This window comes from Bradyrhizobium sp. AZCC 1577 (assembly GCF_036924575.1).
Lineage (GTDB): Bacteria > Pseudomonadota > Alphaproteobacteria > Rhizobiales > Xanthobacteraceae > Bradyrhizobium.
Window position 1 is genome coordinate 1935782 of the sequence record NZ_JAZHRQ010000001.1, and the last position, 15066, is coordinate 1950847.

General features: G+C 59.6%; 13 protein-coding genes. 5 read left to right on the forward strand and 8 right to left on the reverse strand.

The features are described 5' to 3' along the window. The first annotated feature begins 210 nt into the window (after positions 1-210). Positions 211-726 carry a Dps family protein gene (locus V1278_RS09060; RefSeq protein ID WP_334384136.1) on the forward strand — a complete coding sequence of 172 codons (516 nt, stop codon included), beginning with the start codon at positions 211-213 and terminating at the stop codon, positions 724-726. A 560-nt stretch (positions 727-1286) separates the two neighbouring features. Next, complete coding sequence (locus V1278_RS09065; RefSeq protein WP_334380386.1) at positions 1287-2555, forward strand: DUF3095 domain-containing protein; 1269 nt, start codon at positions 1287-1289, stop codon at positions 2553-2555. On the opposite strand, the gene V1278_RS09070 is transcribed toward V1278_RS09065, so the two are convergent. The 8 genes from V1278_RS09070 to V1278_RS09105 all read right to left on the reverse strand — a co-directional run bounded on the left by V1278_RS09070 (position 2539) and on the right by V1278_RS09105 (position 12034). Further along, positions 2539-3573, reverse strand: a complete 1035-nt coding sequence (locus V1278_RS09070) for a helix-turn-helix transcriptional regulator (protein ID WP_334380387.1) — start codon at positions 3571-3573, stop codon at positions 2539-2541. The genes V1278_RS09065 and V1278_RS09070 overlap by 17 nt on opposite strands. Before the next feature lie 345 nt (positions 3574-3918). Next, a complete protein-coding gene (locus tag V1278_RS09075) occupies positions 3919-6126 on the reverse strand; it encodes a xanthine dehydrogenase family protein molybdopterin-binding subunit (RefSeq protein WP_334380388.1) in 2208 nt (735 codons plus the stop codon). A gap of 4 nt (positions 6127-6130) precedes the next feature. Next, on the reverse strand, positions 6131-6586 hold the full coding sequence (locus tag V1278_RS09080; RefSeq protein WP_334380389.1) for a (2Fe-2S)-binding protein: 456 nt from the start codon (positions 6584-6586) through the stop codon (positions 6131-6133). Positions 6587-7278: 692 nt separating this feature from the next. Further along, entirely contained in the window at positions 7279-8265 is a 987-nt protein-coding gene (locus tag V1278_RS09085; protein ID WP_334380390.1) for a Bug family tripartite tricarboxylate transporter substrate binding protein, read from the reverse strand. Beyond that, positions 8262-9293, reverse strand: coding sequence for a 2Fe-2S iron-sulfur cluster-binding protein (locus V1278_RS09090; RefSeq protein WP_334380391.1), 1032 nt, complete (start codon positions 9291-9293; stop codon positions 8262-8264). Before V1278_RS09090 ends, V1278_RS09085 begins: the two co-directional genes overlap by 4 nt. Then, positions 9290-10300, reverse strand: a complete 1011-nt coding sequence (locus V1278_RS09095) for a PdxA family dehydrogenase (protein WP_334380392.1) — start codon at positions 10298-10300, stop codon at positions 9290-9292. The genes V1278_RS09090 and V1278_RS09095 overlap by 4 nt, the downstream gene beginning before the upstream one ends. Beyond that, positions 10297-10767 (reverse strand): aromatic-ring-hydroxylating dioxygenase subunit beta, encoded by a 471-nt coding sequence (locus tag V1278_RS09100; RefSeq protein WP_334380393.1) that lies wholly within the window; start codon positions 10765-10767, stop codon positions 10297-10299. Before V1278_RS09100 ends, V1278_RS09095 begins: the two co-directional genes overlap by 4 nt. A gap of 10 nt (positions 10768-10777) precedes the next feature. After that, complete coding sequence (locus tag V1278_RS09105; protein WP_334380394.1) at positions 10778-12034, reverse strand: aromatic ring-hydroxylating dioxygenase subunit alpha; 1257 nt, start codon at positions 12032-12034, stop codon at positions 10778-10780. 98 nt (positions 12035-12132) lie between these two features. Here V1278_RS09105 and V1278_RS09110 point away from each other — a divergent pair, with 98 nt between their 5' ends. The 3 genes from V1278_RS09110 to V1278_RS09120 all read left to right on the forward strand — a co-directional run bounded on the left by V1278_RS09110 (position 12133) and on the right by V1278_RS09120 (position 14976). Continuing rightward, positions 12133-12921, forward strand: a complete 789-nt coding sequence (locus tag V1278_RS09110) for an IclR family transcriptional regulator domain-containing protein (RefSeq protein ID WP_334380395.1) — start codon at positions 12133-12135, stop codon at positions 12919-12921. Between the two features lie 208 nt (positions 12922-13129). After that, a complete protein-coding gene (locus V1278_RS09115) occupies positions 13130-13882 on the forward strand; it encodes a hypothetical protein (protein WP_334380396.1) in 753 nt (250 codons plus the stop codon). Beyond that, positions 13810-14976 (forward strand): site-specific integrase, encoded by a 1167-nt coding sequence (locus V1278_RS09120; RefSeq protein WP_334380397.1) that lies wholly within the window; start codon positions 13810-13812, stop codon positions 14974-14976. The genes V1278_RS09115 and V1278_RS09120 overlap by 73 nt, the downstream gene beginning before the upstream one ends. Positions 14977-15066: the final 90 nt, after the last annotated feature.

Below are 15066 nucleotides of genomic sequence, written 5' to 3' on the forward strand. Positions count from 1 at the left end.
TGGCGCAAGCTGGCGACAGCGATGGCCGCGGTCTCCCGCCCACGCCCGCCGGGGCGGCCCGCGAGGTATCTATACTCTTATCAGAAGGACTAGGCCGGCGGGGTGTTCCTGATCGTGACGCACTGCCGTGAACAGTTTCGCAAAATTGCTGGTTCAGAGCGATCCCCCGGCGAACATCAAGACTGCATCAACCCTGAAGGAGGGACCAAAATGAGTATAGAAGACGCGAGAAAGCGCCGCGAGGCGCCGCTCGACACGCTGAGCAATCTCGGCTCCAATGCCACCAAGAATATTTCGGTCGCCCTCACTGCGCTTCTGGCAGACGTGTTCGCGCTTTATGTCAAGACCAAGAACTTCCATTGGCACATATCAGGCCCGCATTTCCGGGATTATCACGTTCTTCTCGACGAGCAGGCCGCGCAGATCTTAGCGATGACGGACGAAATCGCCGAAAGAGCCCGCAAGATCGGCGGCACAACGATCCGCTCGATCGGCCACATCGCCAGAGTGAAGCATATCGAGGACAATGATGCGGATTTCGTCACGCCCGAAGGCATGCTGGCCGAGCTGAAGGAAGATAACTTGGCGCTCACCCAGCGCATGCGGCAGACCCACAATGTCTGCGACGAGCATGGCGATGTCGCCACGGCCAGCCTGATCGAAAACTGGATCGACGAGGCGGAACGTCGCACATGGTTCTTGTTCGAGACGACCAGGAGAGCTTAACCCCGAGCGCACGCCCAACCGCGAACCTCGGGTGACTGCCTACGCTCCCCCGCAAAAAATCCGTGCTTCAAGGCGAGGAGACGTTAATCCTCTTGGGCTTCGACGTTAGATTCGTTCGCTTGGATTGGCATTTGGTGGCCGCCACTCCTTAGCTCCGTGAAGGAGTCAATTGGAGTGCCCAGGGAAGATCGTGGAGCAACCGCTCAAGTCGAGGAACGCTGAAGGGTGGACGGTGTCATCAAGGATCTCGTGTGACGATCGAGTCATGGCATTCGCTATCCACCCGCCTGATTTCTTCCTCGGTATTGAGGCGCATGTTCACCTTCCAGCGCTTCGGGTTACTGCTTCCACAGTCCGCCGTAGCGCCGCCGTGCTAGCTACGAATCCGAATTGTGCGTCCAGTCGTCCGTCGGGATGGGCTATTTGAGTGGAAGCGCATAGTGATATAGGCGCGGTGGCACAGCGCCGATGAGTGGTGCGAGCTACGTCATGCTCGATGCGTGTGTGTCGCTGAGGTATTGGCCCCACGCTGAACTCCGGGGACGACTGAAGAGAGTGCAATGATAGTGGATGGACCAGAGCCAGCCTTCGAAGTCGGTCTTTTCCCGACAAAGGTTGACCAAGAGGCCGAAGACGACCGCTTCTATCGGGCGCTCGTACCCTTCGACTCTTTTGACGACGTAGTGCGGCGAGATCGGTATCGCCCTCTACCTAATGACTGGATCATTGCCGTTACGGACGTCAGCCGTTCGACCGAAGCTATTGAACAGGGACGGTACCGGGAGGTGAATACGGCCGGTGCAGCGGTTCTTGCTGCCGTCAGCAATGCACTACCCGACCTACAGTTTCCGTCCACGTTCGGAGGAGATGGCGCGAGCTTCGCCGCGCCCAGCGCCTATTCGTCCATCATCAAGGATACGTTGGCAAAAACCGCCGCTTGGGCTGAAGACGCCTTGGGTCTCACGTTGCGCATTGCAGTCATTCCTATCGCGGACATTCGCGCTCAGCACTTGGACGTTCTGGTAGCCCGCTTCGCGCCCTCTTCGAATGTCACCTACGCGATGTTTGCCGGCGGAGGACTTGCCTGGGCAGAGCGCAAACTCAAGCAAGGCGGCTACACCGTCCCGCGCGCGCCCATGGGAGTAACAGCCGACCTCACAGGTCTTTCGTGCCGGTTTGCGCCGATCAGTACCAAGCACGGCGTTGTCTTGTCTCTTATCGTCGTTCCGCGCGATGATCCGACTTCGTTCGTGAAACTCGTACAGGAGCTCCTGCGGACGCTCCGTTCAGATGAGCCGGGCCTACATCCCTTGCCTGCCGAAGGCCCGCTCCCCGCATGGACCGGCGACCATCTTGACCATGCCATCAAGAAAGGCAGCCGAAAGATGCCCTTTGCGGCTCGGGCTGCGAAGTGCTCGCGCGTCATTCTGGCGCGGGTGGGCGCCCTACTCGGAATTCCTATTGGCGGCTTTGATCAAGATCGGTTCCGACAAGAGCTTGTGGAGAATACAGACTACCGAAAATTCGATGACGGCCTACGTATGACAGTGGACTGCTCATCTGAACTCGCAGACGTCATAGACGCACGCTTGGAAGGGGCTCAGCGACGAGGCGCATGCTTTTTTGGAACGCATCGACAGTTGGCCGCAAATCTTACATGCTTTGTGCCATCACCCACGCAAGCTAATCACGTGCACTTCGTTGATGGTGCTTCCGGCGGTTATGCTTTCGCTGCGGCCAAGTTGAAGCGAAACGTTGCAAGTAGCCTCGGCGCACAAGGAGCTCGTGCTTTGGCCGCGCACGTCCGACCCATCAGACACTCCGTTTAGGGTGCTTAGCCTTCTGGGCTTTGCCCTCCTTGGTTGTCCGGCGATAGTCGCTCGGATCTCGATTGTACGCCTTTCGAAAAGCTCGCACAAAACTTGAACGGCTCTCGTACCCCGCATTATGAGCAATGACGTCGATCGACATCGCCGTTGTCGTCAAATCGATTGCGGCCTGGCGCATTCTCAAGTCTCGCAAGATGACCATCGGGGATTGTCCAAAGATTTCCGAGAACCGCGCCATGAACCCCGAACGACTCAATCCTGCACTGTGCGCCAAGCTCTGAACTGAATGGGCGGCTCCCGGCCGCGCCACCATATCTGCAAAAGCACGGGTGACCTGCCTGTCGGCAAGTATCGAGAATCGTTCAGTCCACCGCTGGGATGACCTGAGGGACCGTCGTACCAATGAGACAACGATTTGCTTGAGCAGAGACGCTGTCATGGCTCCAACGCCGACCTCTTGTTGTAGCAACTCGTCCATAGCCTCGCGAAGCTTCAGATCGATCTTGTCCGCTGGCTCGAACTGCTCGATCACCGGTTCGCGGAGTTCTCCGAACAGCCTCACAGACTGACCAAAGGATGCGTTAAAAAAGCCGCAAATCTGAACAATTTCGGGTTGCTCGTTCGGCATTGCGACGCGGAGGATGCCGTCTTGACGAGTCCAGCAGTCCCTCGAAATGAGCTTCAGTGGGTCACTTCCACCGTCAACCTCGATCGCGAACGGAGTGTTTGGCGGCACGATGATGAGCAAATGAGGGCTCAACGGCATCTTTGGTCCGCCGTTGATCGATATGCGCCCCACGCCACTCAAGTTGTAGTGGATCCCGGGTGCGTCAATCATTCCCATTTCGACTCGATGACCATGCGGCACCAGAAGCTCAGTCAACGCGATGACATCGATGTTGAGCACCTGCATCAAGTTGTTGATGTCTGTTGTAGACAATTTGACAGTGGAACCCGCGGGCAGCGAAGCGTTCTGCCCGACGAGAGCCTGCGTTGGAACCGCTTTCGAAGTGTACATGATTGTAGTGGCCCTTTACTGCTTGGCTACCGGCGCCGATAGTGCTCCGAAGCCTGCTCTCCAAGGATCAGCGAGGGCGTCGCCGTGCTCGTTCGTACCACTGAACTTCGTCTCTTGTCATTAGACGAAATTAGGCCCCTGAACGGACCAGGCCGTGGCTCGGTTGCCGGCACTACCCGGGGAGCCCACGTGACAGCTTCGAAGCGGATCGAGTTTCCAACCCGAGACGGCGTCCTTCTGAGAGGTGACTTCTTCCGAGCGGAGAACGCGAACACTCCCATAGTCGTTATGCTCGGGGGCTTTAGTCCCGGACCGTCATCCCGACGCACGCGGGATGACGAAGGACTAAGACGACGACTTCAGCGAACTTGTATCGATCGGCAGGCTGCGCACGCGCTTTCCGGTCGCGGCGAAGATCGCATTGGTCACTGCAGCACTGACAATGGCTGTCGGAGCTTCACCAATGCCACCTGGAGCTTCCGCGTTCTTAATCAAGTGCGTCTCCACCACCGGCACCTCGTCGATACGCATCGGCAGATAGCTGTCGAAATTGCTCTGCTCGACGCGTCCATCCTTGAAGGTGATCGAGCCATGGAGCGCGGCGGTCAGCCCGAAAAGCGTTCCACCCTGAACCTGTGCTTCGATCGTATCTGGATTGACGTACATGCCGCAGTCAATCGCACAGACGATCCGCCTGACTTTGACAGAGCCATCGGCCGCCACTTCGACCTCGGCGACCTGCGACGTGTAGCTTCCGTATGCGAATTGCACCGAAATCCCGCGGCCATGCCGCGCGGGAAGTTGTGATCCCCACCCTGCTTTTTCCGCAGCAAGCGACAGAACAGCAAGCGCTCGCGGATTATGGCCAAGCAATCCCGTGCGATAAGCGACGGGATCCTGCTTCGCGGCATGCGCGAGCTCATCTATGAAGCTTTCGACCACAAAAACATTGTGAGTCGGTCCGACACCGCGCCACCAAGACGTCCGGACACCAGGGGGCTCGACCCGGACAAAGTCGACGTGGATATTGGGCAGCGCATAGGGCGGCTCGGCCGCCGCTTCTATGGCATCGGGGTCCAATCCGTCCTTGACGTAAGGGGGATAATAGCGAGCCATGACTGAGGAGCCGGCGATCCGATGCGTCCAGGCAACCGGCTTGCCTACCGCATCAAGTCCGGCCGACAGCCGATCGAGATAGTACGGCCGATACATATCGTGCTGGATGTCTTCCTCCCGGCTCCAGATCACGTTCACCGGACCGTCGACGTGCTTGGCAATCTTGACGGCGAGGATCGTGCCATCAGCTTCCAGCCTTCGGCCGAAGCCACCGCCAATCAGATGATTGTGAATTTTGATCGCATCCTTTGGCAAGCCGGTGAGTTCGGCCACCTGAGACTGCGTGATCGTAGGCGCCTGTGTCCCGACCCAAATGTCGCAACGATCCTTCTGCAGATGAACGGTACAGTTCATCGGCTCCATCGCCGCATGGGCCAGGAAAGGCACTTGATAGATGGCGTCAATCCGTTGCGTTGCCTCCGCAAGTGCCTTCCGCACATCACCGACGTTACGGGCAACAGCACCCGGCTTTTTGGATTCCTCCTCCAATTGCTTGACGATATCAGCGTTGCTGACTTTGCCGTTCGGCCCGTCGTCCCACGTGATGTTGGCGGCCTCGAGCCCCTTCTTCGCTGCGCCCATGTGATCCGCCACCACGGCGACAGCTTCATCGATATTGACCACCTGCCGGACGCCCTTCACCGCGAGCGCAGCCTTCTCGTCCACCGTTTTCGCTTTGCCACCGAGCACAGGCGAAATAGCAACCGCCGCAACCCTCATACCCGGCACTCGTGCGTCAATGCCGTAGAGCACGCGCCCATCGACCTTAATTGCTGAATCCACGCGCTTGGCCCGGGTGCCGACCAGGGTGAAATCCTTTGGATCCTTCAATTTGACGTTTGCCGCAGGCGGCACAGGCAATTTCGCCGCGGCCTCCGCAAGTTCGCCGTAGCTCAGATGCTTCGAGCCTGACGCATTGAACACGACGCCATCCTTGGCGCGGCAAGTCGCCGGATCGACATTCCAGCGCTTGGCGGCTGCCGCAATCAACAGATTACGACCCACGGCGCCTGCCTGACGCAGCGGTGTCCAGAAGGCACGGACAGAGGCGGAACCACCTGTATTTTGAATGCCTATGATCGAATTGACGTAAAGCGCATGATTTGGCGGCGCATGCTGAACCTGAATCTGGTCAAGCTTCACTTCGAGTTCTTCAGCGAGGAGCATCGAGAGCGACGTGTAAACTCCCTGTCCCATCTCGGCCATCGGCATGACCAGGGTCACGGCGCCGGTCGGATTGATCCGTATGAATCCGTTCGGCGCGAAAGTGCCCGTGACCTCGTTTTCGCTCACCTGCGAAGCGGGCGCCGCAAAGACGGACTCCGTACTTGCACCGGTCAGCGCAAAACCAAGCAGCAAACCTGAGCCCTGAAGAAGGGCGCGCCGCGACATCACTGTTTCATCGGCAATCTGCTCTCTCACAACAAGCTCATCCATGATCTCAAACTCCCGCAGCGTGCTTGATCGCGGCGCGGATGCGCTGATAGGTGCCGCACCGGCAGACATTGCCCGACATGGCGGCGTCGATGTCATCATCCGTCGGCTTCGGCTTGTCCTTCAGCAGCGCCGCCGCCGACATGATCTGGCCGGACTGGCAGTAGCCGCACTGCACCACCTCCAGCTCCAGCCATGCCTTCTGCAAGGCCGCGCCCTGCGGCGTCCGGCCGATCGCCTCGATCGTGGTGATCGCACTGTCGCCGACGCTGTCGACCGGCGTCTGGCACGAGCGGACCGGCTGGCCGCCAAGATGCACGGTGCAGGCGCCGCACAGCGCCTGGCCGCAGCCGAACTTGGTCCCGGTCATGCCGAGCACGTCGCGCAGCACCCACAGCAGCGGGATGTCGCCGTCGACATCGACCTCACGGGGGGTGCCGTTGATCTTTAACGTGAAAGCCATGGATCCCTCTTGAGCGCGTTGGGAGTGAGCGGTTAGCCGACGAACGCCCACACATTGAAGTTTCTTCGGCAGGATCAAGTTGCCCGATGCGGTATATTCGGGGAGATAGCGCGTCCTCGTCGGTGCGCGGAGTCGTTGGATTCGGACTGAGGTTGCGCTGGGCGTTACTCGATGAAATCTGCGACGGTGGCAGCCAATGATCGCCGCGCGGGATGAAATTTGCTAATAACCGGCAAGTATAGTTTCCATAGCAGCGGGGAATACAGCTGCGACGGACCTCTTTGCCATTCGTAAATCAAGGCAAGTGTGCAGGCCGCGACGGCATTGATTGCCGATACAGCGACTGAATGCGGACTAGACTTTTGGCCTCCGACTCGGCAAACGGCCGCCGGCCAGTTTCGTTACCTTTTGTTTTCTCCAGAACAGGCCGCGGAACCGCCTCTCGTCGACGCCAGACCTCGATGGTCCGCTCGCTCCACGACCGTGATCTGGGCATCATGCGTGAAGTGTCAGTTGAGCCGGCATCGATGGAAATGAGGCGCATGCACGAACAGATTCACCTTGGATCAGGAAACGTCACAAATTTCGTCCCGATCAAAGTAGGCCGAGTTCGGTCGTTGCACGACTATGCGGGTCAACCCGCCGCTAGCAACATGATGCTGACGGTCCCAGCGACGACCCTCATTGCTGCCTTACTCGAGCGTGATATCGGCTGATTTGATGATTCCGCCCCATCTCGCGCGTTCGGCATCGATGAACCGGGCTGTTGCGGGAATGTCCATGGGGGCGGGGGTGACCCCGAGCTTCGCAAATTGGTCCTGGATATCGGGCTCTTTCAAAATTTCGGCTATGGCAAAATTGAGTTTTGCAAGTATGGCTGGTGGAGTCTTGCCGGGTGCCACCAACGCAAACCAGGTCACAGAAGAAAATTCGGTCACGCCGTCTTCGCGGACCGTCGGAATGTCGGGCAGCGAAGACGAACGCTCGGCGCCGCAGACGCCGAGTATGCGAAGCTTTCCGCTCTGGTGCAGGTTCATTGATGAGCCGAGATTGTCAAAGAACAGATCGACTGTTTCGCCCATGATGTCCTGCAGGGCAGGCGCCGTCCCGCGATAAGGGATGTGCACCATCTGGGTTCCCGTAAGCTTCTGAAACAGAATGCTTGTCAGATGAGACGTTGATCCATTGCCTTGGGAGGCAAATGTAACCTTGCCCGGATTTGCCTTGGCATAGGCGATCAGTTCTTGCACGGTCCTTGCCGGGAAGTTCGGCCGCACGTCGAGCACGTTCGGCGCCGTTCCGAGCACAATGATCGGCATCAGATCTGCGGGCCGGTATGATAGCTTCTTGTAGAGGTTCTCGTTGATCGCGATCGGACCGGGAGGACTTGCCAGCAGCGTATAGCCATCCGCGACACTGCTTGCGACCGCCTCGGCGCCGATATTGCCGCCGGCGCCCGATCGATTCTCGATGATGACAGGTTGATTCCATTTCTGACGGAGCCTCTCAGCCACAAATCTCGGTAGGATATCGGCGGTGCCTCCGGCCGGAAATGGCACGATGATCTTGATGGTTTGCGAGGGATAATTCGCGGCGTCGTCAGCGCGGCCATCGATGGCGCATAGCAGTGGGATTGCAGTGATGGCGACCGAGAAAAAGAGCGACGTTGCTGTTCTCATGATTGGATCGATACCGGTTGAGGATCGTATGAAGCGGATGGTCCCGAATCGACGAAGGCATCGGCAAAAAACTCGGCTTCGGGCAAGCCGTGATCTGCCGTGAAGTCGCGCTGCGCAGCGTCAACCATCTTTGGATTGCCGCAGGCATAGACCTGCACCCCCGACAAATCCCTATGGTCTTCGCGGACCGTATTGTGGACGAGTCCGGTGCGGCCCGGCCATGATGCTGCCGCGTCTGAAAGAACCGGCGTGAACGAGAACCAGTGCAGCCGCCGTTGCCAGTTGGCGGCAAGATCGAACAGATAAATATCTTCGCGCGTGCGCGCGCCCCAATAGAGGTGCATTGGGCGTTCATTGCCTGCGCGGATCGCCGTCTCGACGATCGACTTGATCGGCGCGAATCCGGTGCCGCTGGCGAGCAGGATGGCGGGCCGCGGCGACACGCGCAGATGGAAGTCGCCATGAGGGATTTCGACCTGCAACCGGTCACCGACGGCCAATCCGGAAAGTATTTTCTCCGAGAACTTTCCGTTCGGAACGTGCCGGATGTGCAATTCCGCGCCGTCATTGTGGCGCGCCGCATTCGCCATCGAGAAATTCCGACGATCGCCGTCCTCCATGACGACCTGCAGATACTGACCGGCCTTGAACGGCGCACGCAGGCCGATCGGAAAGCGCAACGTCAGGATGGTCACATCCGGCGTAGGCCGAACGAGCCTGTACACGGTCGCCGTGATGGTCTTGCGGCGAAAGATATCGATCCGTTCAAAGCGCTTTGGGCGGATGGTCAGGTCGGCGCGCGGCTGAGCACGGCATACCAATGCCGAGCCGTCTTGCGCCGTTCGCCGGCCCTTGCCGCGCTGCTCGACCTCGCCGGAGAGCAGCGCGGTTTCGCAGGTGTTGCAGACGCCCTTGCGGCAGGACGAAGGCATCGAATAGCCGGCCCGCTCGGCGGCATCGAGCACGAACTCGCGCGGTTCGCATGGAAAGGACAGATCGCTCTCGGCGACGTGGACGGTGAACGTCATGCTGCGCTTTCCGAAGCGAGCTTTGGCGTCGCCGAAATGTTGCCGATCAGCCGAAGGGTGCGCAGCACGGCCGATGGATCGGCCTTATCCTGCCCGGCAATATCGAACGCACTGCCATGGCCGACGCTTGAGAACAGCACGCCGGCGCCGACCGATAGAGCCGATGCATTGCGGCCGGCGAGCAGCTTGACCGGAATATGGCCCTGGTCGTGATAGATCGCGACAAACCCGTCGATATCCTTGCGGCCGAGCATGATATCCGCGCCGACGGGTCCCTCGGCCAGGATGCCCGCCTTGCGCAGCCGATCGACGGCCGGCGCCGTGATGCGATCATCGTCGTCGGCGAACAAGCCGTTCTCGCCTGCATGCGGGTTGATGCCGAAAATGCCGATTCGCGGATTTGCGACGCCAAGACGTTGCAAGGTAGCAGCACATGCCATGCCCGCCTCTTCGATCAGATCGGGGGTCAGGCGGGCCAGCGCGTGATGGATGCGCTCATGCAGCGTGGCGTGAAGGATGCGCAGGCCGCCGCCGACCAGCATCATGAATACCTTGTCCTCAGGCGTACGAGTTAGCCGCGCGATCAGGCCGGGATATCCCGAAAACGGGATGCCAGCCGCGTTGACCGCCGTCTCGTTATGCGGGCATCCGACGATGGCGTCGGCTGCGCCGCCGCGAACCAGGCCGACCGCGGCTTCCACATAAGCGACGGTTGCGCGGCCGGCCGCGGCATCGATATTTCCCGGTCGGAAACTGGCGGACGGCAACGCATCGACCGCATGGAACAAGATAACGCCGGTCGCCGCAGGCGATGCGGTCCCGGCTTGCCGAAGGTGTGCATCGCCGGCGTGGCGTTCGCCATAGTACCGGATCACATGCTCGTCCCCGACCAGGATTACCCGGATATCGTCCCTGCCGGCCATTTCGACCGCCGCTTTCAGCGCGATCTCGGGACCGATTCCGTTCGGATCGCCGATCGTCAGCGCTATCGTCTTGCTGCTGCTCACAGTGGTAACGCCAGCAACGTGTCAAAACGTGAGCTGTCACAGACGACGATCCGCTCGCGAATCTTCGGCGCTCCACCGTTCAGGCGATAGACGTCCAGGTAACGGCCGGTCGCATAGACGTCGGTGGCGCCGTCGCGCATGATGCGCGCGACGAAGAACGAGGTCTCGCTGCTGACTTCTGCGGCGTCTTCCGCCAGGATCCATGGCTGTCCCAGGAAATGTCGATAGACGTGACGCTCATAGATGTTGGCTTCGCGCAGCGAGGCCACCCGGTCGCGCAGCATGCCCCGCGAATTGGCGAAAATCACACCGGCTTCTAGACCTTGCGCATAGTTGTCCGCCGTCGTGATCTTGTAGGTGCAATTTTCCTCGAAGAAATCGGGCCAGGTTTCGAGCTGGCCGTTGTCGATGCAGCGCGCATAGGCGCCTTGCACATGATTGATCAAATTGACGACGTCTTGACTCACGCTTCGGCTCCTACATGCCCATCCGGGCGCGATAGGCTTTCCAGAACCCTCGTACCGAGGCCTCGGTGACGCGGCTTTCGCTGCTGTCGGTGCCCGCGCCGCCCATCTCGATGACCGCTTGCTCGCCGCTGGCGCCGGCGATGCCGCGCTGCACGAAGCCGCCGACGCAGCCGTCTTCCATCGAAATGTACCCGGCCGGGCCAACGAGGTTGGCTTGCTTGAGGCGCACGAGCCGTTGCTCCGGCGTATCTTCGGCGAAGCCGAGTAGCGTCCAGTGCAGGTCGGTTCGCCCGGTTCCGCGCGGCACGACCTGGCGCACCGCAATCGCGTTCTGAATCTGTTGCAGGACGAACGTCGGAAACACCGACAGGATCTGCAGCGTCACGTTGTCGGGAAATTCCTTGAAGCTCCGCAGCAGGGAAGGATCGGCTAGGTTGAATTCACTGTCCGAGCGGATGTCCTGCTCGGCGTATTCATTATCCTTTGCGGCGTCGGGCTCGATTGCCGAGAAGCTGATGTGGTGGCCGCCGGAGGGATCGACGATGATGCCGCCGGTCTGCGACAGGCGGTTGAGCTCGAACGTGGTGAAGAACAGGTGCAGGATGCTGGCGTGATAGGAGTCCTTGACGTTCTCCATGTACAGTTTCCAGTTGTTCGGAAGCGCCTGCGTAAAGCGGCCGAGCACCACCGGCGTGCGGCCGTTCATGACCCGGCCTATCCGCGAATAAATCTCTTCGCCTAAATGCTCTTCGAGCGGCGGAACGTCGTTGGAAAAGCTTCCAAACACGATTCCGAATGCTTCGGCGAGACGGAGCTTGCGCGGATTATGTTCCTCCATGCAGAACGAGGCGGGCATCCCGCCCTTGCCTTTGATGCCGTCCTTGAAGGCGACGCCCCTGAGGTTGCCTTGCCGGTCGTAGGTCCAGGCGTGATAGACGCAACTGAAATCCTTGGTGTTGCCGCGCTGCTCCAGCGCGATCAGGGCGCCGCGATGCGCGCAGCGGTTCTCGAATGCGTACAGCTCGCCGTCTGAATCGCGGGCGACGATAACCGAGATGTCGCCGACGAAGGTCGTGATGAAGTCGCCGGTGTTCTTCAGCTCGACCGAAAGACAGAGATAATTCCACGACGAACCCTGGAAGATCAACTTCTGCTCCGCCGCGTAGGTGTCCCTGTCCTGGAAGATCCAGTAGGGCACACGGGTCAGGCTTTCGCCCGGCCAGCTAGGTCCGGGTTCGCTTTTGCTGTGGATGATCTGATCCAACATGGATGCCTTCCTGGCCCGCATTTGACGGTTTGTCGGTTTTGTTCGAATATCGAACAAGTGTCCAACTCAAGATCACTCTGAAAAAGGCGATTGTCAATATGACCGGTAAGACGTCCCAATCCGTTCAAGGAACCCAACGACTTCCGGAAGGCATGGGTGGCCTCGCCAAGGGGCTCGCGATCATCGAGGCGTTCTCGCCCGACCGGACCCGCATGACGGTTTCCGACGCCGCGATAGCGGCCGGCACGTCACGCGCCTCGGCGCGGCGATGCCTGCTCACTCTGGTAGAACTCGGTTATCTCGAGTTCGACGGCAAGTATTTCCGGCCACAGCCGCGCCTGCTTGCCCTTGGGAACGCCTATTCGCAGACGCGGTCTCTTCCCGTCGTCGCGCAACCATTCCTCGAAGCCGCGCGCAACGAGCTCCATGAGTCAATTTCGCTCGCGATGTTGGACCGGGGTACCGCCCTTTTCGTGGCCCGCGCCGAGGCCGAACGATTGGTGACGACCGGCATCGCGCTGGGCACTCGCATCGACCTGTATTGCTCGGCAACGGGGCGGGTCTTGCTCTCCGCCTGGAGCGACGAGCAGATCGCGGCTTATCTCGGCCGCACCAGCTTCGTGGCAAGGACCAAACACAGCCTCATTAAGGCATCGGCCATTCGCGATGCCGTGCAAAAAGCGAAACGTCTTGGCTATGCGGTCACGGATGAAGAGCTGGAAATCGGGTTGCGATCGATCGCGGTGCCGGTGGTGGACTCGCGGGGATCGGTGATCGCGGCGATGAGCGCGAGTGCGTCATCGGCGCGGATCACCATTCAGCAGATGATCAAGGGCTTTGTGCCAGTACTGCGGCGCCACGCCGACGGTCTGGGGCGCGTACTATAGGGCGTTGTGGTGCAGACCAAACGGTGAGCCAGGCGGCAAATTTGGTGCGGATCTCGTCAGCGTGATTTCCCTCTCAAGGCTGAAACAGGGGTTCGATTCCCCTAGGGAGCGCCATTGTCTCTCAACCCATTGAAATATCGAAAGCTCCGATATATCAGGTGCTTGCAAACTGCCGTTGCTACACGAACGTGCTACGGCAGGGCGCTACATGGCAATTCGGATGACGCACCTCGTATGGCGGAAGGGCTGGGCCCACTTCCGCTTCAAGCTACCTGGCGATCTCGCTGGCAAACCTGTCCCCAACGCTTGGCCTGATGACCTGAGTGCGCTCGTCAACAGCGCGCGTCGCACGTTCAAGGTTGAGATTTGGAAATCGCTCGAACTCACCAAGAAGGACGAACAGCGAGCAAAGCGCGCCGTAGCAGCCAGGATCGCAGAAGCCGCCAGCCTGATTGACGAAGCACGTCTTGTATTGGCGCGTGGTCCAGTCGCCGAGATCAGTGATGAGGACATTGCCGCCATTGCGACCCGCGTTCATGCTGATCGCCTCGCCCAAGACGAACAGTTGCGGTTAAAAGGGATTGGTCTTCGCCTTCCTCGTGCAGCCGCCGTTCTTCGCATCCCATCAGTGGATCAGCCGATCGCCTCCGAACCGGATGAGCCCGGTCTCACGGAAGACGATTTAGGTCTGCTCCGGTTCGGCGCCGAGAAGGTCCACAAGGAGATGCAGGAGGCTGTAGTTCGGATGCGGCCCCCGGCTGCCGTCAAACAGCGGGTTGCTGACGAGCTTGCCAAGCGCGGCGCGGAACTGACGCCGAAGAGCGTCGGAAGGTCGAAATCGAAGTTCTCAAGGCCGAACTGCGGGCCTGGAGTGACATCCGAGCGCGATTGGACGGCGAGATTATTCCGACCCCATCTGTCGAACAGATCGTACCAGCCGGAGGGCAAGACCCGACGCTGAAACAGGCGTTCGCTCTTTGGAAGAACGGTGCTGGTGTTCGCGGCGGCAAGCTTCCGAGCACGAATACGGCCCACGAAGCTGAAGTTGCTGTGAGGCGGTTTGCGGAACTGCACGGCAATGTGCGGGTGTCCTCGATCAAACGGGCGCAGGTCCGATCGTTTCGTGATGCCATGATCAAACTACCTAAGCACCTGCCTCACGCCCTGCAGAAGCTGTCGTTGCCGCGCCTCCTTAAAGAACTGCCGGAAGGGCTGGAGAAGCGTTCTGCGAGAACGGTTAACAAATCGCTACGACTGCTATCCGCGATCACCAACGCCGTCGCGAACGAGCACGATTTCGCCGAACGTCCCGGTGGTTGGCGCAATCCATTTCACAAGATCGCAATCACGGTCGAAGACGGGGAGGATGACAGGCTTCCCTTCAACCTCGCAGACCTCAAGACCATCTTCACGTCACCCGTATATGCCGAGGCGAAGCGGCCGAAAGGAGGTCGAGGTGAAGCGGCTTTCTGGTTTCCCCTGATCTCGCTGTACACCGGTGCGCGGCTTGAAGAGATAGCGCAGCTTTACGTGCGCGACCTGCAGCAAGTGCCGAACGAGAATGTGTGGTTCTTCAACATTACGGACGCGGGCAAGGATCAGCGCCTCAAGGTGGGTGCGAAGAACCGGCGAGAGGTGCCGGTTCACTCTGAACTCGTTCGTCTGGGGCTGGTCGAGTGGCGATTGAGGCGGGAGGCCGAGGGCGGCCTCGACGCCCCACTGTTCCCGTTGTTCGAGCCCAATCGGGCGAAGAAGCGGTCGGGAGCGTGGTCGAAATGGTTCAATCGCTACCTGCGGAGCGAGTGCGGCATCGTGGACCCGTTGAAAGTGTTCCACTCCTTTAGGCACACCTTCAAGGACGTTTGCCGGAACTCGGATGTGCCTGAGGATCACCATGATCAGCTCACGTCACATGCCTCGAGAGGGCGAAACGCGGGACGCGGCTACGGGGTCGGGCTTTCATTGGACACGCTGAACAGGTCAATGCAAAAAGTCCGTTACCGTGGCCTTGACCTGTCCTATCTCTACCCTGCAACCAAAAGCCAAAGCGGCTGAGTAGCAATTACAGATTGTCTATTCTCGCAGCTCTTGCCACAGTGCGCATCGCGGGGGCTGATTTGCCGATTTTCTTCGGACTGAACAGGA

What these genes read in the sequence shown, in the direction of transcription:
- V1278_RS09105 (WP_334380394.1), bottom strand. Translation starts at nt 12,034, where the DNA reads ATGTTGGATCAGATCATCCACAGCAAAAGCGAACCCGGACCTAGCTGG.
- V1278_RS09060 (WP_334384136.1), top strand. Translation starts at nt 211, where the DNA reads ATGAGTATAGAAGACGCGAGAAAGCGCCGCGAGGCGCCGCTCGACACG.
- V1278_RS09110 (WP_334380395.1), top strand. Translation starts at nt 12,133, where the DNA reads ATGACCGGTAAGACGTCCCAATCCGTTCAAGGAACCCAACGACTTCCG.
- V1278_RS09090 (WP_334380391.1), bottom strand. Translation starts at nt 9,293, where the DNA reads ATGACGTTCACCGTCCACGTCGCCGAGAGCGATCTGTCCTTTCCATGC.
- V1278_RS09115 (WP_334380396.1), top strand. Translation starts at nt 13,130, where the DNA reads ATGGCAATTCGGATGACGCACCTCGTATGGCGGAAGGGCTGGGCCCAC.
- V1278_RS09080 (WP_334380389.1), bottom strand. Translation starts at nt 6,586, where the DNA reads ATGGCTTTCACGTTAAAGATCAACGGCACCCCCCGTGAGGTCGATGTC.
- V1278_RS09070 (WP_334380387.1), bottom strand. Translation starts at nt 3,573, where the DNA reads ATGTACACTTCGAAAGCGGTTCCAACGCAGGCTCTCGTCGGGCAGAAC.
- V1278_RS09065 (WP_334380386.1), top strand. Translation starts at nt 1,287, where the DNA reads ATGATAGTGGATGGACCAGAGCCAGCCTTCGAAGTCGGTCTTTTCCCG.
- V1278_RS09085 (WP_334380390.1), bottom strand. Translation starts at nt 8,265, where the DNA reads ATGAGAACAGCAACGTCGCTCTTTTTCTCGGTCGCCATCACTGCAATC.
- V1278_RS09075 (WP_334380388.1), bottom strand. Translation starts at nt 6,126, where the DNA reads ATGGATGAGCTTGTTGTGAGAGAGCAGATTGCCGATGAAACAGTGATG.